This window comes from Renibacterium salmoninarum ATCC 33209 (assembly GCF_000018885.1).
Lineage (GTDB): Bacteria > Actinomycetota > Actinomycetes > Actinomycetales > Micrococcaceae > Renibacterium > Renibacterium salmoninarum.
In genome coordinates this window covers 734,790-760,731 of sequence record NC_010168.1, presented here as the reverse complement: position 1 = coordinate 760,731, position 25,942 = coordinate 734,790, and the positions used below count along the sequence as shown (strand labels likewise).

31 protein-coding genes, 1 pseudogene and 1 riboswitch are annotated in these 25,942 nt (G+C 56.7%); of the genes and pseudogenes, 14 read left to right on the top strand and 18 right to left on the bottom strand.

Annotation, left to right across the window (positions count from 1 at the left end):
- Positions 1–128 precede the first annotated feature (128 nt).
- From RSAL33209_RS03860 to RSAL33209_RS03845, 4 genes are all read right to left on the bottom strand, one after another.
- A complete protein-coding gene (locus RSAL33209_RS03860) occupies positions 129–1,289 on the bottom strand; it encodes a cystathionine gamma-synthase (protein ID WP_041685146.1) in 1,161 nt (386 codons plus the stop codon).
- A gap of 86 nt (positions 1,290–1,375) precedes the next feature.
- Entirely contained in the window at positions 1,376–2,752 is a 1,377-nt protein-coding gene (locus RSAL33209_RS03855) for a cystathionine beta-synthase (RefSeq protein WP_012244334.1), read from the bottom strand.
- A 104-nt stretch (positions 2,753–2,856) separates the two neighbouring features.
- Positions 2,857–3,882, bottom strand: a complete 1,026-nt coding sequence (locus RSAL33209_RS03850; RefSeq protein ID WP_080503861.1) for an acyl-CoA desaturase — start codon at positions 3,880–3,882, stop codon at positions 2,857–2,859.
- A gap of 90 nt (positions 3,883–3,972) precedes the next feature.
- Positions 3,973–4,923, bottom strand: coding sequence for a DMT family transporter (locus RSAL33209_RS03845; protein WP_049758813.1), 951 nt, complete (start codon positions 4,921–4,923; stop codon positions 3,973–3,975).
- 87 nt (positions 4,924–5,010) lie between these two features.
- On the opposite strand from RSAL33209_RS03845, the gene RSAL33209_RS03840 reads away from it, so the two are divergent.
- On the top strand, positions 5,011–5,688 hold the full coding sequence (locus RSAL33209_RS03840; RefSeq protein WP_012244330.1) for a LysR family transcriptional regulator: 678 nt from the start codon (positions 5,011–5,013) through the stop codon (positions 5,686–5,688).
- 5 nt (positions 5,689–5,693) lie between these two features.
- Positions 5,694–5,912 carry a type 2 periplasmic-binding domain-containing protein gene (locus RSAL33209_RS18015; RefSeq protein WP_199533194.1) on the top strand — a complete coding sequence of 73 codons (219 nt, stop codon included), beginning with the start codon at positions 5,694–5,696 and terminating at the stop codon, positions 5,910–5,912.
- Here the strand turns inward: RSAL33209_RS18015 and RSAL33209_RS03835 are convergent.
- From RSAL33209_RS03835 to RSAL33209_RS19125, 5 genes and pseudogenes are all read right to left on the bottom strand, one after another.
- The gene (locus RSAL33209_RS03835; RefSeq protein ID WP_012244328.1) at positions 5,909–6,298 is read right to left on the bottom strand and encodes a DUF4260 domain-containing protein; all 390 of its coding nucleotides are present in this window, start codon (positions 6,296–6,298) and stop codon (positions 5,909–5,911) included. The genes RSAL33209_RS18015 and RSAL33209_RS03835 overlap by 4 nt on opposite strands.
- A gap of 16 nt (positions 6,299–6,314) precedes the next feature.
- Entirely contained in the window at positions 6,315–6,530 is a 216-nt protein-coding gene (locus RSAL33209_RS03830; RefSeq protein WP_012244327.1) for a toxin-antitoxin system YwqK family antitoxin, read from the bottom strand.
- A gap of 2 nt (positions 6,531–6,532) precedes the next feature.
- On the bottom strand, positions 6,533–7,738 hold the full coding sequence (locus RSAL33209_RS03825) for a M20 metallopeptidase family protein (protein ID WP_041684406.1): 1,206 nt from the start codon (positions 7,736–7,738) through the stop codon (positions 6,533–6,535).
- A gap of 151 nt (positions 7,739–7,889) precedes the next feature.
- A pseudogene (locus RSAL33209_RS03820) lies at positions 7,890–9,057 on the bottom strand (RtcB family protein).
- 155 nt (positions 9,058–9,212) lie between these two features.
- Complete coding sequence (locus tag RSAL33209_RS19125; RefSeq protein WP_267895924.1) at positions 9,213–9,335, bottom strand: hypothetical protein; 123 nt, start codon at positions 9,333–9,335, stop codon at positions 9,213–9,215.
- 150 nt (positions 9,336–9,485) lie between these two features.
- Here RSAL33209_RS19125 and RSAL33209_RS03815 point away from each other — a divergent pair, with 150 nt between their 5' ends.
- From RSAL33209_RS03815 to RSAL33209_RS03800, 4 genes are all read left to right on the top strand, one after another.
- Positions 9,486–10,622, top strand: coding sequence for an SLC13 family permease (locus RSAL33209_RS03815; RefSeq protein ID WP_012244324.1), 1,137 nt, complete (start codon positions 9,486–9,488; stop codon positions 10,620–10,622).
- Positions 10,623–10,830: 208 nt separating this feature from the next.
- Positions 10,831–11,586 carry a DNA-3-methyladenine glycosylase family protein gene (locus RSAL33209_RS03810; protein WP_233494267.1) on the top strand — a complete coding sequence of 252 codons (756 nt, stop codon included), beginning with the start codon at positions 10,831–10,833 and terminating at the stop codon, positions 11,584–11,586.
- A 52-nt stretch (positions 11,587–11,638) separates the two neighbouring features.
- Positions 11,639–12,040, top strand: coding sequence for a DUF952 domain-containing protein (locus RSAL33209_RS03805; RefSeq protein WP_012244322.1), 402 nt, complete (start codon positions 11,639–11,641; stop codon positions 12,038–12,040).
- Between the two features lie 4 nt (positions 12,041–12,044).
- Complete coding sequence (locus RSAL33209_RS03800) at positions 12,045–12,323, top strand: putative quinol monooxygenase (RefSeq protein WP_012244321.1); 279 nt, start codon at positions 12,045–12,047, stop codon at positions 12,321–12,323.
- Positions 12,324–12,341: 18 nt separating this feature from the next.
- On the opposite strand, the gene RSAL33209_RS03795 is transcribed toward RSAL33209_RS03800, so the two are convergent.
- Together RSAL33209_RS03795 and RSAL33209_RS03790 are read right to left on the bottom strand one after the other, a co-directional pair.
- Positions 12,342–12,719, bottom strand: coding sequence for a thioredoxin family protein (locus tag RSAL33209_RS03795; protein ID WP_041684402.1), 378 nt, complete (start codon positions 12,717–12,719; stop codon positions 12,342–12,344).
- A gap of 193 nt (positions 12,720–12,912) precedes the next feature.
- Complete coding sequence (locus RSAL33209_RS03790) at positions 12,913–13,623, bottom strand: MgtC/SapB family protein (RefSeq protein ID WP_041684400.1); 711 nt, start codon at positions 13,621–13,623, stop codon at positions 12,913–12,915.
- An 82-nt stretch (positions 13,624–13,705) separates the two neighbouring features.
- Positions 13,706–13,890: riboswitch (M-box (ykoK) riboswitch) on the bottom strand.
- Between the two features lie 104 nt (positions 13,891–13,994).
- On the opposite strand from RSAL33209_RS03790, the gene RSAL33209_RS03785 reads away from it, so the two are divergent.
- From RSAL33209_RS03785 to RSAL33209_RS03770, 4 genes are read left to right on the top strand one after another with little or no spacing between them, the layout of a single operon-like run.
- Positions 13,995–14,672, top strand: a complete 678-nt coding sequence (locus RSAL33209_RS03785) for a TetR/AcrR family transcriptional regulator (RefSeq protein WP_114597567.1) — start codon at positions 13,995–13,997, stop codon at positions 14,670–14,672.
- On the top strand, positions 14,669–15,430 hold the full coding sequence (locus tag RSAL33209_RS03780) for an ABC transporter ATP-binding protein (protein ID WP_012244317.1): 762 nt from the start codon (positions 14,669–14,671) through the stop codon (positions 15,428–15,430). Before RSAL33209_RS03785 ends, RSAL33209_RS03780 begins: the two co-directional genes overlap by 4 nt.
- A 39-nt stretch (positions 15,431–15,469) precedes the next feature.
- Positions 15,470–15,670: a hypothetical protein gene (locus RSAL33209_RS19520; RefSeq protein WP_012244316.1), complete on the top strand. Its 201-nt coding sequence runs from the start codon at positions 15,470–15,472 to the stop codon at positions 15,668–15,670.
- Entirely contained in the window at positions 15,667–16,491 is an 825-nt protein-coding gene (locus RSAL33209_RS03770; RefSeq protein ID WP_012244315.1) for an ABC transporter permease subunit, read from the top strand. The genes RSAL33209_RS19520 and RSAL33209_RS03770 overlap by 4 nt, the downstream gene beginning before the upstream one ends.
- Before the next feature lie 26 nt (positions 16,492–16,517).
- On the opposite strand, the gene RSAL33209_RS03765 is transcribed toward RSAL33209_RS03770, so the two are convergent.
- Together RSAL33209_RS03765 and RSAL33209_RS03760 are read right to left on the bottom strand one after the other, a co-directional pair.
- Positions 16,518–17,666 (bottom strand): MFS transporter, encoded by a 1,149-nt coding sequence (locus tag RSAL33209_RS03765; RefSeq protein ID WP_080503860.1) that lies wholly within the window; start codon positions 17,664–17,666, stop codon positions 16,518–16,520.
- Between the two features lie 72 nt (positions 17,667–17,738).
- Positions 17,739–18,188, bottom strand: a complete 450-nt coding sequence (locus RSAL33209_RS03760) for a MarR family winged helix-turn-helix transcriptional regulator (protein ID WP_012244313.1) — start codon at positions 18,186–18,188, stop codon at positions 17,739–17,741.
- 106 nt (positions 18,189–18,294) lie between these two features.
- On the opposite strand from RSAL33209_RS03760, the gene alr reads away from it, so the two are divergent.
- Entirely contained in the window at positions 18,295–19,452 is a 1,158-nt protein-coding gene (gene alr, locus RSAL33209_RS03755) for an alanine racemase (protein ID WP_012244312.1), read from the top strand.
- 37 nt (positions 19,453–19,489) lie between these two features.
- On the top strand, positions 19,490–20,587 hold the full coding sequence (locus RSAL33209_RS03750; protein ID WP_012244311.1) for a D-alanine--D-alanine ligase family protein: 1,098 nt from the start codon (positions 19,490–19,492) through the stop codon (positions 20,585–20,587).
- Positions 20,588–20,595: 8 nt separating this feature from the next.
- Here RSAL33209_RS03750 and RSAL33209_RS03745 read toward each other — a convergent pair whose 3' ends face one another.
- The gene (locus RSAL33209_RS03745) at positions 20,596–21,618 is read right to left on the bottom strand and encodes an agmatine deiminase family protein (protein ID WP_012244310.1); all 1,023 of its coding nucleotides are present in this window, start codon (positions 21,616–21,618) and stop codon (positions 20,596–20,598) included.
- A complete protein-coding gene (locus RSAL33209_RS03740) occupies positions 21,615–22,604 on the bottom strand; it encodes a nitrilase-related carbon-nitrogen hydrolase (RefSeq protein WP_012244309.1) in 990 nt (329 codons plus the stop codon). Before RSAL33209_RS03740 ends, RSAL33209_RS03745 begins: the two co-directional genes overlap by 4 nt.
- Before the next feature lie 126 nt (positions 22,605–22,730).
- Between RSAL33209_RS03740 and RSAL33209_RS03735 the strand changes: the two genes are divergently transcribed.
- On the top strand, positions 22,731–23,342 hold the full coding sequence (locus RSAL33209_RS03735; RefSeq protein ID WP_012244308.1) for a TetR/AcrR family transcriptional regulator: 612 nt from the start codon (positions 22,731–22,733) through the stop codon (positions 23,340–23,342).
- Positions 23,343–23,354: 12 nt separating this feature from the next.
- Here RSAL33209_RS03735 and RSAL33209_RS03730 read toward each other — a convergent pair whose 3' ends face one another.
- The 3 genes from RSAL33209_RS03730 to RSAL33209_RS03725 are packed head-to-tail and all read right to left on the bottom strand — an operon-like array spanning position 23,355 to position 25,154.
- Positions 23,355–24,275, bottom strand: coding sequence for an FAD-dependent oxidoreductase (locus RSAL33209_RS03730; protein WP_233494308.1), 921 nt, complete (start codon positions 24,273–24,275; stop codon positions 23,355–23,357).
- A 16-nt stretch (positions 24,276–24,291) separates the two neighbouring features.
- A complete protein-coding gene (locus RSAL33209_RS18010) occupies positions 24,292–24,489 on the bottom strand; it encodes an FAD-dependent monooxygenase (RefSeq protein WP_012244306.1) in 198 nt (65 codons plus the stop codon).
- The gene (locus RSAL33209_RS03725) at positions 24,486–25,154 is read right to left on the bottom strand and encodes a TetR/AcrR family transcriptional regulator C-terminal domain-containing protein (protein WP_012244305.1); all 669 of its coding nucleotides are present in this window, start codon (positions 25,152–25,154) and stop codon (positions 24,486–24,488) included. The genes RSAL33209_RS18010 and RSAL33209_RS03725 overlap by 4 nt, the downstream gene beginning before the upstream one ends.
- 154 nt (positions 25,155–25,308) lie before the next feature.
- On the opposite strand from RSAL33209_RS03725, the gene RSAL33209_RS15910 reads away from it, so the two are divergent.
- On the top strand, positions 25,309–25,905 hold the full coding sequence (locus RSAL33209_RS15910; protein WP_049758811.1) for a hypothetical protein: 597 nt from the start codon (positions 25,309–25,311) through the stop codon (positions 25,903–25,905).
- The last annotated feature ends 37 nt before the right edge of the window (positions 25,906–25,942 follow it).

Below are 25,942 nucleotides of genomic sequence, written 5' to 3'. Positions count from 1 at the left end.
GACAACGAGCTGTGAGTTGACTCACACTTCGCCACATTTATTACCGATATTTGGGCACAAAGCAGGGCGCAGTCTTTTCAAAAAACACTGTGCCCTGCTTGATAGCTTGATGAGGTCGAGAAAAGAGTTTAGCCAGTGACGGCGGTCAAAGCCTGATCGAGATCCGCTACCAGATCTTCAGCTTCTTCGATTCCTACTGAAAGTCGGATGAGATTTTCTGGCACTGCCAGTTCGGTGCCTTTCACTGAAGCGTGCGTCATCTCCGAGGGATAGTTCATCAATGATTCGATGCCGCCCAGCGACTCAGCTAGCGTGAATAACTTGGTGGATTCGGCCACGGCGCGTGCAACCGCCGCGCCGCCGGAGAACTGCACCGAGATCATGCCGCCAAAGCTACGCATCTGACGCGCGGCAAGTTCATGACCAGGATGATCCTGCAGCCCTGGATAAAGCACACGTTCTACACCTGGCCTGCCCTGCAACCATTCGGCGATCTGCAAGGCATTCGACGAATGCCGATCCATCCGGATACCTAGAGTTTTCAGGCCGCGCGTGGTCAAGAACGCATCCATTGGCCCAGAAACTGCGCCTACCGCGAACTGCACAAACCCGGTTTTCTCCGCGAGCTCGTCATCGTTCACGATCACGGCACCGCCAATAACGTCCGCGTGCCCACCGATGTATTTAGTCGTGGAGTGCACCACGATATCTGCGCCAAGGGTTAGCGGGTTCTGCAAGTACGGCGAGGCGAAGGTGTTGTCGACCAAAAGCAGAGCGCCTTGAGCGTGAGCCACTTCCGCCAAAGCAGCAATGTCGGTGATTTTCATCATCGGGTTTGACGGAGTCTCTACCCAAAACAACTTCGTGGCACTGGTGGTTGCGGCAGCCACGCTTTCCGGGTCAGCCATATTCGCCGTCGAATGTTGCACTCCCCACGGCCCAAGCACACGATTGATTAGCCGGTAGCTACCACCGTATGCGTCATTGCCCAAGACAATGTGGTCCCCTGGCCGCAGTACTGCTCGAATAAGTGAGTCTTCTGCCGCCAGACCCGAGGAGAAAGAAAAGGCATGCTTTCCCTTTTCGACGGCGGCAAGCTGCTGCTGCAGGGAATCACGCGTCGGGTTGGTGCCGCGTCCGTACTCGTAACCGTTGCGCAACTGGCCAATGCCGTCCTGGGCGAAAGTTGAAGACTGGATGATTCCGCCGACGACGGCGCCGGTAACCGGGTCAGGTTCCTGCCCAGCGTGAACCGCCCGGGTGTTGAAGCCAAGATTACTGGTATCCATGAAAATCATTTCTCTTTCTGCCAACGCTGCACCACTTTTGGGCCTTAAGGCCCAAAAGTGGTGCAGCGTTTGAAATAGGGGGGCGCTTAGTCTTGTAAATAGAACAGCAAATCTTGCCGCGTCAGAATTCCCACTGGCGCGCCAACAAATGTCACCAGTAACGCATCAACGTCCTGAAGCTTTGATCGAGCAGCCGAAATCGGTTCCAACGAACCGATCATCGGCAAAGTGGCAGTCATATGTTCGGTGATTTTGTCCGTCATCTTTACTTCACCGCGGAACAACTTAGCAGTCAAATCACGCTCGTCGACCGAGCCAATAACCTCGCCCATCACCACGGGCGGCTCTGCCGTCAACACTGGAATCTGCGACACGCCGTATTCGTTCATCAACCGGATGACATCGCGGACGGTCTCGTTCGGATGCATGTGTACTAAGTCTGGAAGTTGACCGGTTTTAGTGCGCAAAACTTCGCCAACCGCGGGCTCATCAGTGGTCTTGAGGAAGCCATAAGACTGCATCCAGTCATCATCAAATATCTTGGCCAAATAGCCTCGACCAGAGTCCGGCAATAGCACCACGACGACGTCGTCCTCGCCCAGATCTCGAGCCGCCCGCAAAGCAGCCACCACGGCCATGCCGCTGGAACCGCCAACCAAAAGACCTTCTTCTTTGGCTAGCCGTCGGGTCATCGCAAAGCTTTCAGCGTCTGAAACGGCAATGACCTCGTGCGGCACCGCAGGATCATATGAACCGGGCCAAATGTCTTCGCCGACGCCCTCGACCAAGTACGGTCGCCCAGTTCCGCCGGAATATACCGAGCCTTCCGGGTCTGCACCAATAATTTGCACCTCGCCGCTTGCCCTATCTGCGGAGACTTCACGCAAATAGCGCCCAGTTCCGGTAATAGTGCCACCCGTGCCAACGCCGGCTACGAAATGGGTAACTTTCCCGTCTGTGTCTTGCCAGATTTCCGGCCCGGTAGTTTCATAGTGGCTCAGCGGTCCGTTTTGATTCGAGAACTGATCCGGCTTATAGGCACCCGGAATTTCAGCGGCCAAACGGTCTGAGACGCCGTAATAAGACTGCGGCGAATCGGCGGCAACAGCGGTTGGCGTGACCACAACCTCTGAGCCATAGGCACGAATGGTTGCACGTTTGTCTTCGGCGACCTTGTCTGGCACCACAAAGACGCAGTTGTAGCCACGTTGCTGCGCAACTAGCGCCATCGCAACCCCGGTATTCCCCGAGGTAGGTTCGACGACGGTGCCACCGGGGCCAATCAGCCCAGCTTTTGCCGCTTCGTCCAGCATTTTGACCGCGATGCGATCTTTCGCAGACCCACCCGGATTGAGGTATTCGACTTTGGCCAGAACCGTGGCTTTGATGCCGTCGGTGACCTTATTGAGTTTGACCAGTGGCGTCTTGCCGATCAGGTCAAGCACCGAGTTGGCGTATTTCATAACACCAACGCTAGCTGGCCCGGGCGCAACGCAGCAAAAACTTTCTGCCGTGGAGTCATCTTGAGAAACACCAAAGAAATCAGCTTAAACACCATAATCCGAATCTAACGTTCCTTAATGCTCAATTTGGCGAATCTTTCGGCGTTAGGCCACTTGATATTAGTCGCCCAACCGAACTTCTCGAAGATCCAGATGGTTCTGGCAGAAATATCAATCTGCCCTCGCCGGACGCCGTGCCTGGCGCAGGTTGGATCCGCATGGTGCGAGTTATGCCATGACTCACCGAACGAGACGATCGCTAACGGCCAGAAATTCGCCGCTTTGTCTCGCGATGCGTACGGCCGCTCGCCGATCATGTGGCAAATCGAGTTCACCGACCACGTGACGTGGTGCAGCACTGCAACACGTACCAAACCAGCCCAAAAGAACGCGCTCAAGAACCCCCACCAGCTCTGGCTGATAATCCCACCTAGAGTCGCGGGTAAGAACAGCGTTATGGCAACCCACAACGGGAAAAGCTTGTCGATCTGAACTATCATCGGATCCTTCAACAGGTCCGGGGCAAACCGGCTGCGGTTAGTCACATCTCGCTCAAAAAGCCAGCCCATATGCGCATGCCAGAAGCCCTTAGTCAAAGCCCACGGCGAGGTGCCAAAAGCCCACGGCGAATGCGGATCGCCGTCGGTATCTGAAAAGGCATGATGGCGACGGTGATCCGCAACCCAGGTAATAATCGAGCCTTGCACCGAGAGCGAGCCGGCGATCGCGAGCGCCGCCCGGAGTGTCCGGTTGGCTTTAAAGGAGCCATGCGTGAAATAGCGATGGAAGCCGATCGTCACGCCCAATCCGCTGATCAGATAAAAGACCAGCGCCAGGCCGACGTCGACCCAGTCCAGCCCATGGCCCCATAACAGCGGGATGGCCGCGATCAAGGCGATGAGCGGTAACAAGACTCCGGCATAAACACTCAGTTGGGCTGTGAGGGTACGCGGGCCATGAATAATCGGCCGCGGCCCGGTCTGCTCTGGCGCATCGACCGCATGGCTAACCAAATCAACTGCTGACTCTGCTTTGGCTGGTCGAAAGCCGGGCTTAGTCACCGTCTTCGACTCAGTGTTTCGATGGCGCATTTGTTCCTCCACGGCTCACGGAAAGGCCTGAGCAGCATCGCTCAGTTCACCGAAGCCATTCGAAACTGCTGGCCGTTCAGATGGGCCTGCCTACACCTGCACTTCGACCGGTGTTTTACGGCTGGGCAACCGGAGTCGTCCCTGGCTCACCAAAATCCCGAGCACCACCACCACACCACCTACCGGTTCGTTCCAATGCAATGTTTCGTGCAGAATCAACACGCCTAAAAGAACTCCCACAACCGGCACTAGATAGGTCACCGTGGAGGCGGCGTTCGCACCCCAGCGCGAGATCACCAAAGTGTTCCAAATGTAAGCGATTCCGGTACCAAAAATACCCAAGGCAGCAATACTCAGAACTACTGGACAGCTCAGCTCGATCGGCGTCAGCATCGTAAACGGCGTTATGAGCAGTACGACGGCGAACGCCAAGACCATTTGCACCGAGGCAATGGTGGGCGCATCGTAAGGATGCTTTCCAGAGATGAACTTGCGCAGATAACAGAGTGAAAATCCGTAACAAGCTGTAGCACCCAAACAAGCCAACTGCGCGGGCACCGATTGGTAAAACGCAGGGTCCAAAAGCAGTTCCCACGGTCCGACGATGAGGAGCACACCCAAAATTCCCAGGCCAAGCCCGGCAATCTGTAACCGACTCAACCGCTCTGCGGGCAACATGATTGCCGCGATAACTAAGGTCATAATCGGCGTGGTCGCATTGAGAATGCTGGAAAGCCCCGACGGCAAACTTTCACCCGCCCAGGAAAACAACATGAACGGCAACAAGCAAAAGCTCACCGCGACAACCAACATATGCGCCCAGATCCAGCCTTCTCTGGGCCAGCGCCGCCTGGAAATCACCATGATCGCGGTTAAGGTGAGTGCCCCGAAGCCAATCCGACCGAAGACAACTTGCGGCGCGGAAAGACCTTGCAGGCCAACTTTGATAAACAAAAAGCTGCCGCCCCAAACGATGGCGAGGCCTAAAAATGCGAACAGTGTGTACGATTTTCGATCTGCTGCCACCGGGTTTCCAGCCATTGTGTGCTCCTTAGTTTCAGGACTATTATCGAACCCCAAGAGGCATGAATCAAATAGCTAATACTGATGCAGGTATGAGGAGAACTCATGGCAGTGACCATCGCTCAACTTCGCGCTTTCACGGCTGTGCTCAAACACAATAGTTTCTCGATCGCCGCGAATACTCTAGGCATTAGTCAGTCTGCGGTTTCGCACGCTGTTTCAAGTCTGGAACGCGAAGTAGGCGGGCAGGTTTTTGACCGAGCGAACGGCGTTATCCCTACCGTACTGGGCAGCTTACTGATTGTTCGCGCCCGGACCGTGCTCGCCGCCGTCGACGCTTTGGAGGCTAGCGTTCGGGACCATTCCGGCGTGCACTCCGGAATGGTCCGACTTGCTGCCGTTCCCACCGCCTGCCAGGGGCTACTCCCTGGATTGCTGCAACTTTGGGCGGCGAGGTTGCCCGAGGTAGACGTGCAAGTTTACGAAGGCGACGACGAAGAGCTCTCCGATTGGCTGGAAACCGGCCTGGTCGATGCCGCGATTCTTGTTGATCCGAGTGAGAGCCACAAAGCATCCCGACTGCTCGCTACTGATGACTTTCAAGCTTTGATCCGTAAAGATCACCCGCTGGCGCAGGAAGCCAGGATTACTTTGGCTGAGCTGCTTGAGGATGGGCTCATTTCCTCCACTGGAGGTTGTGAAATGCAGGTGCGCAGAATCCACGAACTTGCCGGGATTCATTATACCGCTACTCAGCGAGTGCGCGAATTGGCAACGTTTTAAGTTTGGTGCGGCAGGGCATCGGCGTTGGTGTGATGCCCAGCCTGGGTCAAGGCATGCTTTCGGCGGACCTGACGTTAGTGCCGTTGCTACCCAGATTAACGCGCGACCTCGTGTTGACCCGGCCAGTCAACCGGCCATGGCACCCACTTACCGAAGCGCTCATTAACGCAACCAATGGTTTGGACGTGCCCGCACTGGCCTCGGCCGAGCTAGTTCCTGCCTAGGTTTTTTGGCGACTCTTTCCAATCAGGCCCAGATGCGTATGTTCGAAGGCATCGTCGTGCTTTAGTCCATAGCCAAGGGCTCGGTCTGCCGCGACCTGGAACATCCAACACCCGGAAGCGAATGCCAGCAGCCAAAGATCGTGGCCAGTCATTCGGAGCACCGCGTAGATTCCAGCCAACAACACCGGCGCCGCATAACTATGCACCAGGTTGTAAGCGAATGCACCGATCCGAGGTCCACGAAGGTAGCCGAGCGCCGAAAGGTCAAAGACGAGAAAAAATACTAGGAGCCACCACCAGCCAAAGCCGAGCGCGATGAACACCACAACGGTGACGGCAGCAACGAGCAGCGCCTCAAGGCGCAGAATTTTCGCCATTTTCGTCATCCGACTACCACCCCGGTCATTTCATCTGCGTAACTTTGTAGACCACGCCGTCTTTGTCATAGGTAGTCCACTCACCGCTTTGCTCGCCCGCAGTGAAGTAGCCAGAACGCTTAATCACTCCGTCTGGCCGGAACCATTCCCAGTAGCCCTCCGGAACGCCGTCGACCGTCTGTCCACGCGCATGAATGGTGCCACCTTTGTGATATTCGAGGTGCTCCTCCGCAGCGGTCATGTTTAGCTTCGATTGATTCGGCGCACAGCAAGTTCCGCGAGTAAGGCGGCACCGTCCGCGAGCACGACGTCGTTGAACGCGGCCCGCGGTGAGTGGTTGCCATCGGCATCCTGAGGGTAATCGAAGGCGCAAGCGCTCAAGAAGACGTAAGTTCCAGGAACCTCTTCGAGCACATACGAGAAGTCTTCGCCGCCCGGATCCGGATTTTCCATCAGGTGAAAGCGCTCGACGCCAAAGAGTTCTTCGATCACGCCACGGGTGAAGGCGAATTCCGCCTCATCGTTCACGGTAACCGGGTAGATGTGTTCGAAGACGACCTCCGATTTCAGTCCGTGTGCGGCCGCAATACCTTCGAGCAACTGAACACTTAGCTGCTCGGCCTTTGCCCGAGTCTCCGCACTGAATGAGCGAACTGTCGCATTGAATTGCGCACTATCCGGGATGATGTTTTCTTTGCTGCCACCAGCAATGTGCCCCACGGTCACTACAACCGGATCAAAGATGTCGAAGTGCCTGGTGACCATGGTCTGTAGCGCAGTTACCGCTTCGCAGAGCGCAGGAATCGGATCGTTTGCCCGGAAGGCCGTAGAACCGTGCCCACCCTGACCAATGTATTTGACGTGCAAAGTATCTGGCGCGGCCATAAGTGTTTTGGGCCGGCCGGTCCAGACTCCGAGCGGCGCATGATCCGCCATCACGTGCAAACCATAGGCGGCATCGGCTCGTTTACCAGCAATGTCGAGAAGGCCTTCATCGATCATCGGCTTTGCGCCGCCGGGGCCTTCCTCACCGGGCTGGAACATGAAGATAACGTCGCCAGCAAGTTCATCGCGTATCGCGTGCAAAATCTTCGCGGCACCGACCAAACCAGCAACGTGCAGATCGTGACCGCAGGCGTGCATCGCGCCGTTCGTGGATTTGAAGGGAACGTCAACAAGTTCATCGACCGGAAGGCCATCCATATCGCCACGCAGCAGCGCTACTGGGCGATCTCCCGTAGAAGTTGCACCGCCACGAAGCACTGCCGTGACTGAGCTCAACCCTTTACCGAGCGTGATCTCTAGGTCAAGGGGTTCCAACGCCGCTAAAATCCGTCGCTGAGTCTCCGGCAGGTCCAACCCGATTTCCGGATTCTGGTGCAATTCACGTCGTAGGGCAACGATTTCTTCGGAAAATCCAGCAGCAAGATCCTGAGTGCGGGTAGTCATGCGTAGTGCTCCTTCGCAGAGATTTGGCTTCAGTGGCAACCCCCTCAGCCTATGCCACCCAAACCGGAAACGCTGCACCACTTTTCGGGGTTAAAAGGGTGTTTTAACCCCGAAAAGTGGTGCAGCGTTTCCGGTTTGGGTGGCGCAACGGCTAGTCACCCTTGACGTTAATGATCTGCCGCAGGGTGTGCTTGATTTCCACCAGATCTGTAGCATCCGCCATCACGGTGTCGATCGGCTTATATGCCTGCGGAATTTCATCAATAAACGCGTCAGTATCCCGGTATTCAATGCCAACCATCGCAGCGCGCAGCTGGTCATGGGTAAAGCTCTTCCGAGTCCGGGACCGAGAGTATTCCCGGGCAGCACCGTGCGGCGAGGAGTCCATGCCCATCGCGTTGCCCTTGCCAACCACTACGTACGACGCCGTGCCCATAGAACCCGGGATCAGCCCAGGGGTGCCCGGGCTGGCCTTAATCGCACCCTTCCGGGAAAGCCATACTGACTTTCCAAAATACGTTTCCTTTTCGGTGAAATTGTGATGACAGTTGATCCGATCCTGCTCAATAACCGCAGCACCTACCCAATCGGAGAACTGCCGGATCACCCGGTCCATCATTTCTTCCCGATTCAACAAAGCGAACTGCTGTGCCCACTTCAGCTGCCGAATATAGGCCGCAAATTCCAGCGTCCCTTCTACCAAATAGGCCAGATCTGGATCAGGAAGTTCAATCCAATACTGCTTGGCAAGTCGCTGTGCTTCCTTAATGTGCTTCTGCGCAATCCGGTTGCCCACTCCCCTTGAGCCGGAGTGCAAAAACAACCACACGCCGTCGTCCTCGTCTAGGGAGACTTCAATGAAGTGGTTCCCGCTGCCCAGCGTGCCCAGCTGCAGCTCCCAATTCCCGGCGTAACTTCCCGGATCGAAATCGGCCTTCGCAGCCAATTCCTTCAACGATTCAATCCGCCGCGCCGCGGTGGCAACAACCTTGCGGTTGTAACTGCCTGCGGAAAGCGGCACAGCTCGTTCAATCTGTTCCCGCAAAATCTTCTGGTCCTCGGGCAGTTCGCTGGCCTGAAACTGCGTTTTGACTGCGATCATGCCGCAGCCAATATCTACCCCGACGGCGGCCGGAATAATCGCGCCAAGGGTAGGGATCACCGAGCCAACGGTTGCCCCCATTACCCAAGTGCGCATCCGGCATCAACGCCAGGTGTGGGTAGATGAACGGCATTGTTGAGGCCGTTTCGGCCTGCCCCAGCGTCGCATCATCAATGATGGACGCCCAACTGTAGAGCTTTGAATTGATCTTCTTCATGGTCCTTATTCTCTCTAGATTTTTCTGAGTGAAAAGGTACGAGGCCGCTGGCCAGCATCTGCCCAACCAGTTCTGTTGACCTGCAGCGAGCAGCATTCAAAAATGAAAAATGCCCCGTACCTTCAATTGGTTACGGGGCTACTGGTCTGTTGTGTCTAGACCGTGGCCGATAACCCGGATGCGTCGAAGCGAACGCCGTTGAACGATTGCTCTCGCAACTGTTCCGCTTGTTTTTTGGCGCCTAGGGGCGATCCGGTGAGGTTGTTCATGCAGTTCATTGGAGGCTCCTTTCGTTTCATCATTCGGGTTCCGCCTACCGACGGAGTTATTACCGTACCAGTAACTGCACAAGCTGTGAAGCCCGCGCTAGTTCTCTAGCTGTCTGCGCTCCATGGCAAGATGTCGCTGGTGAAGGTTGGATTGCGATCGTGGGCGGTACGGGGGTGGTGCTGCTACTTGGCCTTGTTTGCCTCCTCACCGGATTACTGCCAACTGCAGATGCTTTGCTGCTGGCGCAGCGCACCGTACCCATTTTGCTGTTCGTGATCGCCATGACGTTAGTGACCGAAATGGCCAACGACGCCGGGGTGTTCCGGACATTGACCGGCTGGTTGGCAGCCAAAACAGCTGGCCGCTCTGGGCGTGGCCGCATCATCGTGCTCTGGCTCTTCGTCGTTGCCTTATCTACCGTGAGCACGATCTTTTTATCCCTGGACACTACTGCGGTGCTCATCACTCCGGTCGTGGTTCTTCTGGCTATGCACGCTGGGATTCGCCCGTTGCCCTTCGCCTTGACCACGGTATGGCTGGCTAACACCGCCTCATTACTGTTGCCGGTTTCCAATCTCACGAATCTACTGGCGCAACATCAGCTAGCCATGACACCGTGGCAGTTCGCTAATCTGCTGTGGGCGCCGGCCCTTATCGGCATCGCGATTCCGGTCGCGGCACTTTGGCTTCTGTTTCGGAAGGACTTCACGGGAAGCTACCGGCCGGACCCCGTCAGCAAACCGGCGGATCGACCGCTTTTGATCGTATGCGCCGTCGTCCTGCTGTTGTTGCTCCCAGCCCTGATCAGCGGCATTCCTGTTGAGTACCCCGCATTAGTGGCCGCCGTCGTGCTCTTGTTGGTGTTCCTCTTTCGTCGTCGCGCGGCGCTGTCTTGGCAAATGTTGCCTTGGCGACCGGTTGTTTTGACGATTGGCCTATTTCTGATCGTCGCTACGCTGCACGCGCGTGGTTTACCTGCGCTACTCTCCCATTCGGCCGGCGAAGGCAACGGCTTTTTAGCCTTGTTGCAACTCGCCGGATTGGCCGCCACTTCGGCAAACATAGTAAATAATTTGCCAGCATATTTGGCCTTGGAACCTGTCGCCGGCTCGCCATTGCGACTAGCTGCGGTGCTGATTGGCGTCAATCTTGGTCCGCTCATCACCCCCTGGGCGTCATTGGCGACGCTGCTATGGCATGAACGACTCAAAAGCATTGGCGTTCGAATCTCCTGGCCTCGCTTCGCGATCCTTGGTTTGCTGATGGCTCTGGTGATGTTGCCTTTGGCCGTTTAGGTGTTGTGGGCTAGCGCAGGCGCGCCGCGATGACGATTCGGGAAATGCTCTGGAATCCACAGGGCAGTTACGACCTCAATTCCACCGTTGGGGCTATTAGCAGAGGTCCTTCCGATCCCTGCGCGGTATTCCATCACGGCGCCTGGTGGTTCGCATTCCACACCGCAGATGGGCCTACGACTTTGCGGATGCAGCAGAACACGCTGGGGTGCAGGTCACAGCTTTTGGCCCTGGCGCTGATGCCGCATTGGCCTTGGCACCCTCGATGGCTGGCGCTGATGATGATTGGTCAGAGTTCGACTCCGCCTCGTTCCAGGCATTGCTACCGGAACACGTCCAACTTGCCCGACGGCGGCATCCGGGCCTGCGCCTGCCGCGCAGCCGCCGCATCATGGATACTTTGATTCCAGCGATTTTGGAACAAAAAGTTACTGGTAAAGAGGCATTCAGCGGCTACCGAAGGCTGATTTTCAAATATGGTTCCATCCCACCGGGAGCGGACAGTACAGGTTTTCCGGCCCAGTTGCGGTTGGCCCCGCGCCCGGAGGAATGGGCTTTAATCCCTTCCTGGGAATGGCATCGGGCTGGTGTAGGGCCGCAACGATCGGACACCATAATGCGCGCCTTGAAGCGCGCCCCCGGTTTGGCACGACTTGGCGAGCTCAACGCGATCGATGCCGCAAAGGGTCTGATGAGCATCTCCGGAATTGGTCCGTGGACCGCAGCAGAGGTTACCCAGTCAAGTCACGGTGATCCAGATTCGGTCTCGGTGGGCGACTACCATCTGGCCGGGTTTGTTGGTATTGCGCTGACCGGCAATCCGGTTGATGACAGCGCCATGATGGAGCTGCTGGAGCCCTGGCGCGGGCACCGTCAACGAGTGGTTCGGATGTTGTATCTGTCCGGAATCATCAAAGAGCGCCATGGTCCACGAATGTCGGTTCGCGACTATCGAAATATCTGACCCTTCCCGGCATGGGTCGAGGCTTTTCTAGCCCTAGAGCTAGGCTTTCGTCATGACGTCGATATTGCATCTTGCCCGGCTACACGACTGGACCGCCGCTCTGACCAACCCGCTGGGCTATCAAATCTCCACCCGTGGCGCGACACTGAATGAAACTGGATTTATCCATGGCTCTACCGCAGCTCAGTTGCCGGTCGTGGCGGAATTTCTTTACACCGGCGATCCGGCAGAGCTCGTCGTGCTGGTGGTAGATCTAACCGCGGTTGATGCAGCCGGCACCGAAGTGAAATGGGAAGACGGCGGCGCTGGAGAGCTCTACCCACATATCTACGGCCCCATCACAGCCGCCATGGTGAAAGCTGCCCTGCCTGCCGGTTTTGACGGCGCACATTTCCAAATGCCGGACCTTACCGGGCTCGGAGTGCTGAACAATCCGCCACAACAGCTAGGCTAAGTTCATGAGCGACATGGTGAATCTCCAAGCAACTTTCGTCCCTAACGATGGCGAGCAATTCCGCGTCCGATTAGCGCTGGATATTGCCATTGAACAGGTTCTCCTTGAACCAGGCTGCATCCAATATGAGGTCACCGAAGACACGCCTGAACGCATTGTGCTGACCGAGCAATGGGCCTCGGAAGAAGCGCTATCGGCGCATGGAAAGGGCGCGGCCGTGCAAGACTTGAACGAATCGCTCTCTGCCTTGCTAGCCGCGCCTGTGAAGCTCGAACGCCTCTAGGTTTTTTAGCTTTCCTGGTTAGCTTTCTTGAGCCTCAGCGGCCTGAGCCGCAACATGCTCGTGGACCTCTTTCATGTCCAGAGCTTTGACCGCGGTGATAACTTCTTCAAGCTGCGTTGGGTTCAAGGCACCTGGCTGCGCAAATACCAGAACTTTTTCGCGGAACGCCATCAGCCTCGGGATCGAGGTGATATTTGCCTCGGCAGCTAGCTGCTGCTCAGCCTCGGTATCCACCTTGCCGAACACGACGTCGTCGTGCTTTTGCGAAGCAGCATCGTAGGTGGGCGCGAAGCGTTTACACGGCTGGCACCAATCTGCCCAGAAGTCCACGAGCACGATGTCGTTGCCTTCTACCGTAGAGCCGAAAGTTTCACCGGTGATATCAATAGTCGCCATGGTTACAACGTATCCTTTCCTATGCCCAGCTGAACAGTTGGCGGCGATTCGATATTCCCCAAAACACCGCCACCCCTCTCCCTCAGCCTTGCGCCGAGTGTCGAGTTGTGGCTGGTTTCGGGACTCGAAACCAGCCACAACTCGACACTCGGCGCAAGGCTGAGGGCGGGATGCCAGCACGGGAGGCTTCAGATTAGTCCAGTACGGCGGGCTCGGCGATGGTCCAGCGCACCGATGTGACCCTTGGCTCCAAGCTGAGCCGACTCACTGCCGCTTCCAACTGCCGGTCATCACGCTCGTGCGCGGTGAGTTCCGCAGCGATCCGAACTTCGCCGGGAGTTGCGGTATCCGACGATTGCACCGAACGTAGCCTGAATTCCGGCAGGGTTACCGCGTGCACAATCAGGGTGCGCAGGTGCGCTTCAGCATCCTCAGCGCATCGAACTTCAAAGAGATAGTCAACCGATTGGGGCTCGCGGCCACCCTCTGGACCTTTGTCCATAAACCGACCGAGCGGGCGCAGCAACATATTGGCGATCATGATCGCCACCGTGCCCGCTGCCGCAATTGCGTACTCGCCCGCACCAGCCAAAGCGCCGACGGCGGCAGTGGCCCAGAGCGTCGCTGCCGTATTGAGGCCGGTGACATTTGCGCCTTGTTTCATAATGACGCCTGCGCCGAGGAAGCCAATTCCGGAGACGATTTGCGCAGCCACCCTGGTGGGATCGGCGCCAGGACCGGTAAAGGTGTAGCCGCCAAAAATCACGAAAAGCGCGGCGCCTAAGCTGACTAACGCATTGGTACGAAGGCCGGCCAGACGTGCTCGCCATTGCCGTTCGAAGCCCACCAACGCGCCAAAGCCCAAGCCAGCCAAAATCCGCAGAACCACGTCGAAGAATTCCATGGCGTCCACCTCCGTATCGATCGTTTATGCACGACAGCGCGGGAGACTTGGGCGCACACCTGATGCGTCCATGAAAAATTGAGAGTCACCCCCACGTAGAGCTTCGGCGCTGCGCGACGTATCTGGGCTGGCAATATTTACTGGCACCGGAAGCCACTTGGGACCGCCCCTTAAGCCGAGGCGGCCTGTCCTGATCTTGGGCATCTCTCGATGTCGTCAGATCAGTGGCCTGTGTTCGCGCAGGAGCCTCGCCTAACGAGGTGCTGCATATCCAGGGTGACAGAGAAATCCATGTTGCGTCAAATGATCCCGCATCAAGGATTCGTAAAGGGGTATTGCGCGTAGCTGAACACGCGTTTAGCATATTAAACATGCGTTCAACATATACACCCCGACCGCCGGGCGAGGACCTCAATACGCCGGCGAAAATTCGCGATGCGGCCATTCACCTCTTCGTGCAAGGCGGATTCCGGAAAACTAGCGTGCGCGGCATCGCTAGCGCGGCCGGAGTCAGCCCAGGACTGGTCATTCACCATTTCGGCAGTAAGGACAAACTCCGAGCCATCTGCGATGACTACGTTTTGTCCGCGCTCCTGGCCCGCGCCAATGCCAAGACCAACCCGGCGGGCCTGCAAGGGCTCATCCGGGAGTACCTCGCAGATCCAGCCGAATACAACGACAGCGTCGGATACCTTGGCAAAGCAATTGCGGAAGACTCCCCTGCGGGCCGCAAGTTCATGGACATCATGACCGATGAAACCGAAGCAATTCTCAAAGCCGGCATGGCCGACGGCACCATGAGGGAAATCTCTGATGTTCGGGTAACCGCCGCAATGCTCGTCATGACCAGTATGTCGATGCTGACTATGCCCGCCTACCTTGGCCGAGCCCTTGGTTTCGACGAATTTTCCCCAGACATGATGAAACGAATGTCCCGGCCGATGCTGGAGCTCTACACCTACGGCCTTTACACCAACGACGTCTTCCTCCAGGCAGTCGATCAAGCTCTTGGGGATCAGCCCAGCACGCGAAAGGACTCTGCATCATGAGCCACACCGCAACTGTCACTACCGATACTCCGGCTGCAATGAGCCAAGATCATGCGATCGAAGCCCACGAACTGACGAAGAAATACGGCAATAATTTGGCTCTCAAAGGAGTCAGCTTCAGCATGCCCCGGGGAAGCGTCTTCGGCGTCATCGGGCCAAATGGAGCTGGCAAGACCACCACAATGCGCACTTTGCTGGACATCATTCGGCCCAGCTCAGGACACGCCGTGGTACTAGGCGAAGACCCTCGCGAAGCCGGCCCCGCACTCCGACGACGGATCGGCTTCTTGCCCGGCGAACTCATTCTGGACGGACGCAGTACGGGCCGAAAACTACTCCAGCATTACGCGGATATCTCCGGAACCGTGCGCAAGGGAAAAATTGAGGAACTTGCTGAACGCCTTGGCGTTGATCTCAATCGACCCGTGCGCAAGCTCTCCAAGGGCAATAAGCAAAAACTTGGCATTGTTCAGGCCTTCATGCACCAACCGGATCTGCTGGTTTTGGATGAGCCGACCTCTGGCCTGGATCCACTCATGCAGCAAGTCTTTCTGGACCTAGTATGTGAAGCTCGCGAGGCCGGACAAAGTGTCTTCCTCTCCAGCCACGTCATTAGCGAGATTCAGCAAGCTGCAGACAACGTTGCAATTTTGCGGGACGGCAAGATCGTCACGATTGCCGGCGTTGAGCAACTTCGCGCCTCAGCCATCAGACATCTGAGATTGGTCGCCAGCGGGATATCCATCACCGAACTTTAGGCCCGGCTCGCTGGGCTCGACGGCGTCAATAATCTCAGCGTGAAACCTTTCGACTCAACCCCAGATTCAGTCGAAGCAAATGCCACGCTCGAAGGCGAAATCCCGCCCCTGATCCAGGCACTCTCGACGCTGGCCTTGACCGACCTGGTACTCGAAGAGCCTGACCTGGAGGAATCCGTTTTGAAGCTGTACACCTCAGATCCGGCGAAGAATTCAGCAGAAAAGGAGAGTGCAAAATGAGCACTACCGCTTCAGTTCGCCGCGCACCGTTGCCGCTTTTTGGTAAAGCGTTCCGGGACACTTGGCGCTCGCTTATCGGCTGGATCGTTGGCCTCAGTGCGGCAATGTTCTTGTACTTGCCGCTCTACCCTTCGATGGCGGGCACAAATTCGCAGATGCAGCAATTGCTGAACTCGCTCCCGGCGCAGCTGACAAAAACAATCGGTTACGACGACATATCCTCCGGCACGGGCTGGGTGCAAGCCACGGTCTTTGGCCTGATTGGCTTTTTACTCTCGTGCATCGCAGCGATTAGTTGGGGAGCAGCTGCGATTGGTGGCGACGAAGAAGCCGGTCAACTGGAGCTGACGCTGGCGCACGGCGTGACGCGCTTGCAGATCGTCTTTGAACGGTACGCCGCGATGCTAGCGAAGATTTTGCTTTTGGGCGTTTGGGTATTTTTGGTGATTTCCGCACTAAATAATTCAGCACAGTTGAACCTAAACCTGGGCAATCTGGCCGTAGGAAGCGCGCTATGCGCTGGCTTGGCCTTACTCGCTGGTTCAGCGGCCTTCATGGCTGGCGCACTCAGCGGCCGCCGAATCTGGGGCGTCGGGGCCGGAGCTTTTGTTGCCGTCGTCGGCTATATTTTCAACGCACTGGGCAACCAGTCGAAGGATCTCGACTGGTTGCACGCGGTGTCGCCTTATAGCTGGGCCTACGCAGCTAAACCGTTGGCTAACGGATTTGAAGGTTGGCCGTTCCTGGGCCTCTACGGGCTCTCGTTGCTGTTCTTGATTGTGTCCGCCTTCGCACTGCGCAAGCGCGACGTCGGCGTCTAACCTTCAACGAGTTCAGTGATGGGCCATCAGTGCGAAACCGTAAGATGCTTACGGCCCATCACCACAACGCCAATGCCGATCACGATCGCGACGCCGGCGGCAAAGAATGGAACTTGCTCACCGAAGTGCTCCCCTAGTTGCGCAGCGATAAACGGTGCCAAGGCGCCACCCATCCAGCGAACAAAGTTATAACCAGCGCTCGCTACTGGCCTAGGCGCATCGGAAACTCCCATCGCAAGCTCGGTGTATAACGTGTTATTGACACCTAGCAACGCCCCGGAGAGCACCACCATCACTACCACCAGCGGCACCGAATGCCCCGCCGCCAAACCCATCAAAGCAAGCACAATGGCCAGGCCAATAAGCGTGGCAATAACTACGTTTACCGTGCCGAATCGCCGCTGCAAAACCGGTACCAAGAAGACTGAAGTGATGGCCAAACAAATGCCCCAGCCAAAGAACACCGCCCCGATGCCATAAGCATCCATGCCCAAGATAAATGGCGTGAAGGCCAGGATCGTGAAGAATCCGTAGTTGTAAAACAATGCGCTGCCAGCGGTAAACCGAAGCCCTTTATGGCCTAAAGCGAGCAATGGGTCGCGGAGCCGAGTTTTTACCGCGGGCCGAGGCATCTTAGGCAGCAGGACCATCAGGGCTATGAAAGAAATTGCCATCGCTGTGGCGGTGCCAAAGAACGGTGCACGCCATTGCCAGCCGCCTAATAAAGCTCCTAGCAACGGCCCGAGCGAAATGCCTAAGCCTAGGGCAGCTTCATAAAGAATGATCGCGGTAGCAGTTCCTCCGCTAGCAACACCCACGATCACCGCAAGGGCGGTCGCAACAAACAGTGCGTTGCCCAGCCCCCAACCAGCGCGGAACCCAACAAGTTGAGAAACACTGCCGGACAGACCCGCCAACGAAGCGAAGATTACAATGAGCCCCAAGCCAATGAGCAGGGTCTTTTTACCGCCAATCCGGGACGATACCCAGCCAGTGATCAGCATGGCAATTGCGGTGACTAAGAAATAACTGGTGAAGAGCAGCGAAACTTCGGAGGTGCTTGCTTGCAGGTTCTTAGCGATCGCGGGCAGGATCGGGTCAACTAGACCAATACCCATAAAGGCGAAGACCGCGGCGATTGCGGTAGCCCAAACCGCCACAGGCTGCCTCAGCATAGAGACTTTTTCCTCGTGAAGGGTTTCCTCAGCTTCTTGAAGTGATGAATGTTCTACGGACAAAATGACTGCCTAGTTTCTTGAATCGTCGAAGTAAGTCTTGAGCTTGGCAAAGACTGGTAGCGCGGCACGGAGGAGCTCTTGTTCTTGAGTTTCTAAGCGACCGAGAATCGCCGCCATCAATTCATTGCGACGGCGATTGGACGCTTCGGTTGCTGCACTACCTTTTGAGGTAAGACGCACTACAACAGCGCGAGAATCCGTGGGATCCGATTCACGCGTCAGCATCCCGGCCGCCTCAAGTCGGATGATTTGTTCGGTGGCACTGGGCACCCGAACTCCCATATTCGCGGCAATGAGACTAACTCGCATGCCACCGTCAGCAACCATATCCAGCACTGAAAGCTGGGCGGCGGTAAGATCCGCGTCAAGGTCGAGCTTGCGAGTTAAGAACACTGTCTGCCGCAGGGCACTGCGAAAGGCGGAAGCTAGTTCTACGTCTACTGGCTCTTTTGCGTTCATACTTAGGTATCCTAACAGTTTGGTTGCCTAACTACAATAGCTGAACCTCAAAGCGACTCCGGCGTGTACCGCATACCGAGTATTTCAGTCGTGATATGTTTCCGGAATGAACGGGATTCCTTCGACCGCTCGGGTTCAGCATGACCTGGCCACAGCAACCGTCGACCTCGGAATCATTGAATCAAACGTACGTTTCCTGAAATCGCTGCCGGATGCCGAGCGCGAATTGATTGCAATCGTGAAAGCCGACGCTTTTGGTCATGGCATGATCCCCATCAGCCATGCAATGCTGCGCGCCGGAGCTGATTGGCTGGGAGTCGCCCATCTCAGCGAAGCGATGGAACTTCGCGAAGCTGGCATCACGGCACCGATTTTTGCTTGGCTGGCCACCCTAGACACTGACTACCACCCAGGCATCGAAGCCAACATTGACCTTTCGATCTCCTCGCGGTTAGACGCAGTCCGGATTGCCGAGGCGGCTAGTTCAGTAGGCATGAGTGCGAAAGTCCACCTAAAAATCGATACCGGCTTGCACCGCGCAGGCAGCCCAGTGGAGTTATGGCCCCAGCTGCTAGCCGAGATCAGCAGCGCCGATTGGGCAAAGAGCCTGCATGTTGCCGGGATTTGGTCGCATCTTTCTGACCCCGGCGAAGCTGAGGGAAAGGCAAATGGAATCCAATACCAGGCCTTTACCGAAGCAGTTGCCGTTGCCGCCAGCTTCGGCATCAAGCCGGAGTACTTGCATTTGTCCAGCTCCGCCTCGGTCGGTCGATTCGGCAAAGCTAGCCCAGGCACAGCACAACTCAACTTATCCCGCGCGGGTGCCGGGCTGTATGGCATTGATGATCGCGGCGTCGGCGTGAAACCTGCCATGACGCTGGAATCAAGAATTATGCAGTTCCGTCGGGTGCCCGCGGGTTCCGCAGTCTCCTACGGCGGAGATTGGGTTTCCGACCGCGCCACAAATCTTGCCCTGGTACCGCTAGGGTATGCCGATGGTATTCCGCGCTGTATCAAGGGCGCCTCAGTGTTCTGCCGCGGCCAGCGGCTGCCCATTGTGGGCCGCATTGCGATGGACCAGTTTGTAGTTGATACCGGTGACCTGCAGTTAGAGGTGGGTGACCAAGTGCTAATATTTGGCACCGGGGAGCTCGGTGAGCCGACGGCGCTTGAATGGGCGCAGTGGGCCGGAACTATTGAGCATGAGATTTACACTGGTTTAGGTCCGCGCGTCGCCCGACGCTATCTCAACGACAAGAATTGACCAGCTCAATCGCCTGAAGCAGGGGAACCGCAACGCAATGATCGACTCGAACATGGTATGTCCGCAGGTTGAAGACGAGGCCGCAACCGCGGCAATAGTGCAGCAAGTAGCAGCTAATGCCAGAAAACTACCAGCCAAAACCATTGCGGTCATTGGCGGCGGTGTCAGCTCTGAGCACGACGTCTCGCTGGCCAGCTCCGAAGGCACTCGGGCGGCAGCAGCCGCACTAGGTCACCGCGTGCACTTCTTCTTGATCGATAGCGACGGCGAATGGTCGGTGGACGGCGTCCCTGGCACCACCGCGGCTTGGGAAAAATTACGCAGCTGCGATTTGGCCATCCCGATGGTGCACGGGGCCGGCGGCGAAGACGGCGTGCTGCAGGGCTTCCTAGAAACCGTAGGAGTGTCTTACTTTGGCAGCGGCGTACTTTCAAGTGCCGTCGGTCTGGACAAACAAGTCACTAAATTGGTTGCGCATACCGTGGGCGTGCGCACCGCACCTGGCCTGACTATTGACGCCACGTTGCGCGATCAACTCGCAGAGACTCCGGACCAGGCTGAAAACCTGCTGAAGTCGGCAAAAATTGAGTTGCCAGTTTTCGTGAAGCCTTTGCGTGGCGGTTCCAGTTTTGGCATCAGCAAAGTCACCGAACAGCTCAATCTCGCAGATGCCGTAAAACTAGCCGCACACGGACCGGTTGAGCAAGACGTTTTGATCGAACCCGAGGTTCGGGGCAAGGAAGTTGACGTCGGAGTCCTTGAGCTACCCGATTGCAGCGTCATCGTGGGGCCATGCCTGCAAGTGCTTGCAGACAGTAAGGAAGAGTTTTTCTCCACCGAGGCCAAGTACTCCTCCACCGAAACTCGGTTCTTGGTCCCGGCGCCAATCGGCGACGAAGCCAGTGCCGCAATCCGTGCCCAGGCTAAGGCCGTTTTTACCGCTCTTGGCTGCCGAGGCCTGGCCCGAGTGGACTTCTTTGTCGATGATGACGGCACGGCCACGCTGAATGAAATCAATACGCTGCCAGGCTTTACTTCGCACTCACAAGTTCCACGCATCTGGGCTGCAGCAGGGGTTAATTATGAAGGCTTAGTGGCCATCATAATCGAAACAGCACTGGCCAGAACGCACTGATAGGCTGACTAATTCAGCGCTGGCTGCTGCTGGGTAATGCAATGGATGCCGCAGCCACGGGCAAATATTTCGCGGGCGTCAACGCCGATGATCTGCCTGCCCGGATACGCCTCGGCCAGAATATCTAGCGCAGATTGATCGTTCGGATCGTTGAAAGTGCAAGCGATAACCGCACCGTTGATCACTAAATGGTTGATATAGCTGAAGTCAACGAAGCCAAATTCGTCTTCGAGAACCTGCGGCGCCGGCACTGCGACAATGTTCCATTTCCGTCCGGCGGCATCGGTGCTGGCGTCAAAAACGGCGCGGATTTGCGCACAAATCTCAAAATCTGGATGCGCAGGATTCTGTTGATCGTGCAACAAAACCGTACCCGGCGCTGGAATCGAGGCAACGATATCTACATGGCCTTTGGTGCCTAGCGCTTGCGTGTCGCGAGCTAAACTTCGCGGCAGCCATACTGCATGCCGGGTGTCTAAAAGCTCATGGACTTCAGACTCAATTTCGGCTTTGCTCGCGCCGGGGTTACGCGACGGATCCAGCTGTACCGTTTCGGTCAACAGCACTGTACCCTCGCCGTCCAGCTGGAAGCCACCGCCTTCATCGACGATTCGTGCCGGCACTGGAACAGCCCCGGCAAGCCTGGCAACTTCGGCATTGATCAACGAATCTTTGCCCCATTGCGCCCAGCCCTGCTGCCCCCAGCCGTTGAAATGCCACAGCACGGCACCCAGCTGACCGGCGTCGTTCTTGACAAAGCTGGGGCCAATATCTCGCATCCAAGCATCATCGAGCGGCGCTGGGTGAATCTCGATTCTCGGGTCCAGATACTCCGTTGAAAGCTCGACGTCGGCCGGGTCAACGATCATACTCACTGGCTGGAATGGCAGAATCGCGTGCGCTACAGCGGCCCAGGCACTGCGTGCTGAGTGCTCCTCCGCCGGGGTTTCGCCGGTATTCGGACCCGACGGCGGGAAGGCCAGCCAAATCCGTTCTTGCGGGCCAGTCTCGGCAGGCATCAGCCAGCTCATGCTTGCACGCTCGTTGCGTGAGTGGCCGTTGCGTGGGCAACCGTGTGCTTCGGCGCTGGATCTAGGAGCGAACCGTAGGTGTCTGGACGCCGAGTCTCATGGAAAGGAAAGAGCGTCAACCAATCTTTCCGTTGGTTAAGGTCCAACTCTGCAACGAGCACGGCAGATTCATTTCTGGGTGCCTGCAGTACAACTCGACCATAAGGATCAGAGATAAACGACGAACCATAGAAATTCACTGAGCCTTCGTCTCCCCACCGATTCGGTACCGCCATAAACAACCCGTTCGCAATGCCATTGCCCACGATGACCTGTTGCCAAAGTGGCTGAGTATCGAAATCAGGATACGTCGGTTCGGATCCAATCGCCGTTGGATAAACCAGCAAATCTGCGCCAGCGAGTGAATAAACTCGGGCTAATTCGGGGAACCACTCGTCCCAGCAGGTAGGCATGCCTAGCTGAGCTACGCCGGCCACTTCGTAGAGTGGAAAGGGATTACCAGCCGCCGGGCCGGGCCGGAAATAGTGGTCTTCGTAATATCCGGCAGAGACCGGGATATGCAGCTTGTGCGTAGCACCGGTCAACTCGCCGCTCGAATTCAGCAAAATTGCGGTGTTCAAGCCCAGGCCGTCGCCGGTATCAACCCGCTGATACAGCGAAGCGTGTACGGAAACACCGTGTTCGCGCGCCTGTTCTGCAGCAAAAGTAAAAGTTGGTCCGGTAAGTAAATCCTCGGCTTGATCAACCGGGGTTTCAGTATTTGGGTAGCTGTCCGCCGGGTAACGGGACAAAGTGAGCTCCGGGAGGAACACTACCAAGGCTCCATGTGCAGCCGCACGGGCTATCCCCTCGGCTAACTCTGACTTGAGTAGTTGAGCTTCCGGGTTCCAACGGTGTTGCACCACGCCAACCCGCAATCTTCGGCGCTGCTCGTGCGCAACTGGACTGAGCGATGGCAACGGGTCCAATCGGGTGAATTCAAGCATGGCCGCTCCTTTGAGGTCAGATCATAATAAACGAATATCGTTCGTTTATTATGATCTGACCGAGCAGAAAAGCGCAATACTTTGGGCAATTCTCGCTAAACTAAGCAAATCCACCAGGAGGTACAGATGGCGCGGCCTCTCAGCCCGAAGCTTTCCCCGGCGATCATTGCCAAGGCAGCCCTTGACGCTGTTGATCACGACGGCGAGTTCACGATTCAAGGAATTGCCAAAAAGCTCAAAGTGAGCGCTTCTTCGCTGTACAACCACATTGGTTCCAAAGCGGACGTCGTCGAGCTGATGCGCGGGCGAGTCATGAGCCGCATGGACCTCAGTACGGTCAACTCGTCCTCGGCCGATTGGGCCGGAACCCTGCACGCGATTGCGCTCGAATATCGCAACGCTTACGCGCTCAATCCCCGATTATTGCCGCTGGTCACCGCGTACTCCGTGCGCGACGAGACCACAATCGCCATGTACAACCTGATGGCTGAAGCTTTGCAAAGTGCCGGCTTTGCCAGTCAACGTCAACTGGAGATCATTACCGTTATTGACAATTTTGTGCTCGGCTCCGCGCTGGACGCCGGCGCTCCTGCCGACGTTTGGGCGCCAGGCGATCTAGCTGGCGCCGCGCTCCAATCTGCCCTGGACGCCGGATTTGGCGACCCTGATCGGGCGATGAAATCCTTCAGTTTTGGCCTGGGCCTAATCTTGGCTGGCTTGAAACACGAATCGCTCTAATCGTCCTAATCGCTACTCGAACGAAGCGAACTGGTCCAGCAAACCTTGTGGCGAATTCGGCTCGAAACACACCTCCAGGTTTTCTGCCGATTCCGCGGCAGCCGCAGCACTTCGCGGGAACAAGGCCTTTTCGTATTCTGTCAGGGCGCGCTCGACGTCGTCCGGGTGCGCTAACAAAGCTTGAGCAAGTTCTGCGCCGTCAAGCATCGCCAAATTCGCCCCCTCGCCAGCGAAGGGCGACATAACGTGCGCGGCATCGCCTAATAGCGTCACGCCCGGCACTCGCCCCCAAGAATGTCCCACCGGAAGCGCAAAAATAGGCCGCGGAGTCAATCCGCCGTCCGCGTCAGTAATGAGCGCCCGCAAATCCGGATGCCAGTCCTGATAAAACCCTAGAACCGCAGCCTTAGCAACCTCGATATCGGTAAAATCGATACCAGCTGACCAGTCCTCCGGAACCCTAAGCGCAGCATAAATATGCAGACTCTCATCACTTTCGCGATGCGCCAGGAATCCTTTCTCATCCCCCAAGGCGAACAGCATGCAGCCACCGACAATTCGGGCGCTCACTGGATGCCGTTCATCCGCCTCGAACAGATCAACCTCCACGGCCGTCATGCCGGAATAGCTCGGCACCGCCGTAGAAACCAATGCACGGACTTTAGACCATGCACCGTCTGCGCCAATAACAAGATCTGCCATAGGTACGGAGCCGTCAGCAAAGATTATTTCGTGACCGCCAGCGACTAACGGACGAACCTCCTGCAGCTTCATGCCCCAACGAACCATGCCCGCTGGCAGCGAACCAAGCAAAAGCTGCCGTAGTTGACCACGATCAACTTCCGGGCGACAGCCCTCACCGTTGTCATCTTCCGCCAACTGCACGACGGCGTACCGGTCCAGGACGCGCATCGCTTCGCCGCCTGGGTGCACCAATTTACGGAAATCCTCATAGTAGCCCGGCCGCGCGCAAGGCAGCTTGACCAGACTCTTCATGCATATCCAGCATGCCGCCTTGATTGCGCGCCGACACTGACGTTTCAAGATCGTACACAACGGCTTCGACGCCGTTGACGTGCAAGACTCGGGCGAGCATCAGCCCACCCAGACCTGCGCCAATAATCGCAATGTGATGCTGATTGGTCATAGTTTTCCTCCAGAGTGCGCTGAGATGATGCCTTCAATCAGCACGTCAAGTGCCCAATCGAATCGGCCCATACCAGTACCGGTAAAAAGCTCACCAGCCAGCGCTGAGATGTTTGGATAGTCTTCAGGATCAGCCGTTTCGATCCGCGCCGCTTGCGCCGCCGGTCCCTGAGAGTCAGCGCCCGGAGCATGCTCGACGGCGATCGCCGTGGGGTAGAGCAGAAGCAAATCGATGCCCCAGGCGGCAGCCTTCCGGGATGCACCACCGGCAAGAAGTAAGCCGACGAGCCCGTCCACTAACGCCAAGTAGTTGGGCCCGCTAGGCCGAGTAACGAGTGCCATTTTGGAAATTTCTGGATACTCATTGAGCACCTCAAGGTAGCGATTAAGCGTCAGCTTGAGAGCCGAGCGCCAATCGGCACTGTCCGGGAAGGCAATTTTGGCCAATTGACCGTCTAGCAATTGCGCATGCAGGTCAGCGGTATTCCGAATATAGACGTAAAGCGAGGCATGGCCGGTATCCAGAACTTTGGCGACGCTGCGCAGGGTAACTTTGCCCAGACCTTCGGACGCTAGAATTCCAGCGGCAGCTGCCACTATTCCAGCTCTGGTCAAAGGTTCCTTGGCTGGCCTAGTCCGCCTGCTAACCGCTGCTGCATCGTTCATAAGTTGAGCATATCACGACCATGGTCGCTACTTTATTTTACCCAAACCCTTGCTTTTGCGATTCCGGTAGCCAATTATTAAACGAAACTCATTCATTTTGTGATCTGCGTCTCTCGCACCGATGCACCTCGCAGTCCTTTCGAGAGGTACTTTGATGAGCAAAAACGCTACGGCTCCGGTCGGCCTGCATCGGCTCACGCTGAAGTTTGGCATTGCAACCTTCGGCATCGCTACATTATCGATGTTGACGGCAAATCTGGTTCCCGTGATGATTATTGCGCTCGAAGCGACCGGTTTCAGTCTGAGCGCCGCCGGGATTTTGATGACTGCTTCACTGCTCGCCACGGCATTCTCTTGCATCGTGACCTCAAGGCTGAGCCTAGGCGCAAAGCGACGACCGGTGGCGGCGCTCGGCTTGCTAATCGGCGGATTGGGTTTTCTGCTGGTCGCGCTGAATCCGGTCAGCTGGCTTGTAGGGTTCGGGCTCATTGTCGGCGGAATCGGCACCGGAGCCGCCAGCGGTGCGGCACTAGCAGCCTTACGGGATCTAGAACGAGCCGCGGGACTAAGTTCGCTCACTAATCGGATCCTGGCCGCGGCAATCCTCGCAGTAATTCCACTCGTTGGCATTCAGATGCTCACCGCTTTCGGATTCCTCAGCGCACTCTGTTTTCTAGGCATCTTTGCCGCTTGTTGGTTACCAGTTGCCCGGATCGAAACCGCTGGAGACCATCTGACTCGACGAGGGTGATCGGCGTCGTGCTTTTGATCTCTTTTGCTCTTTTTTT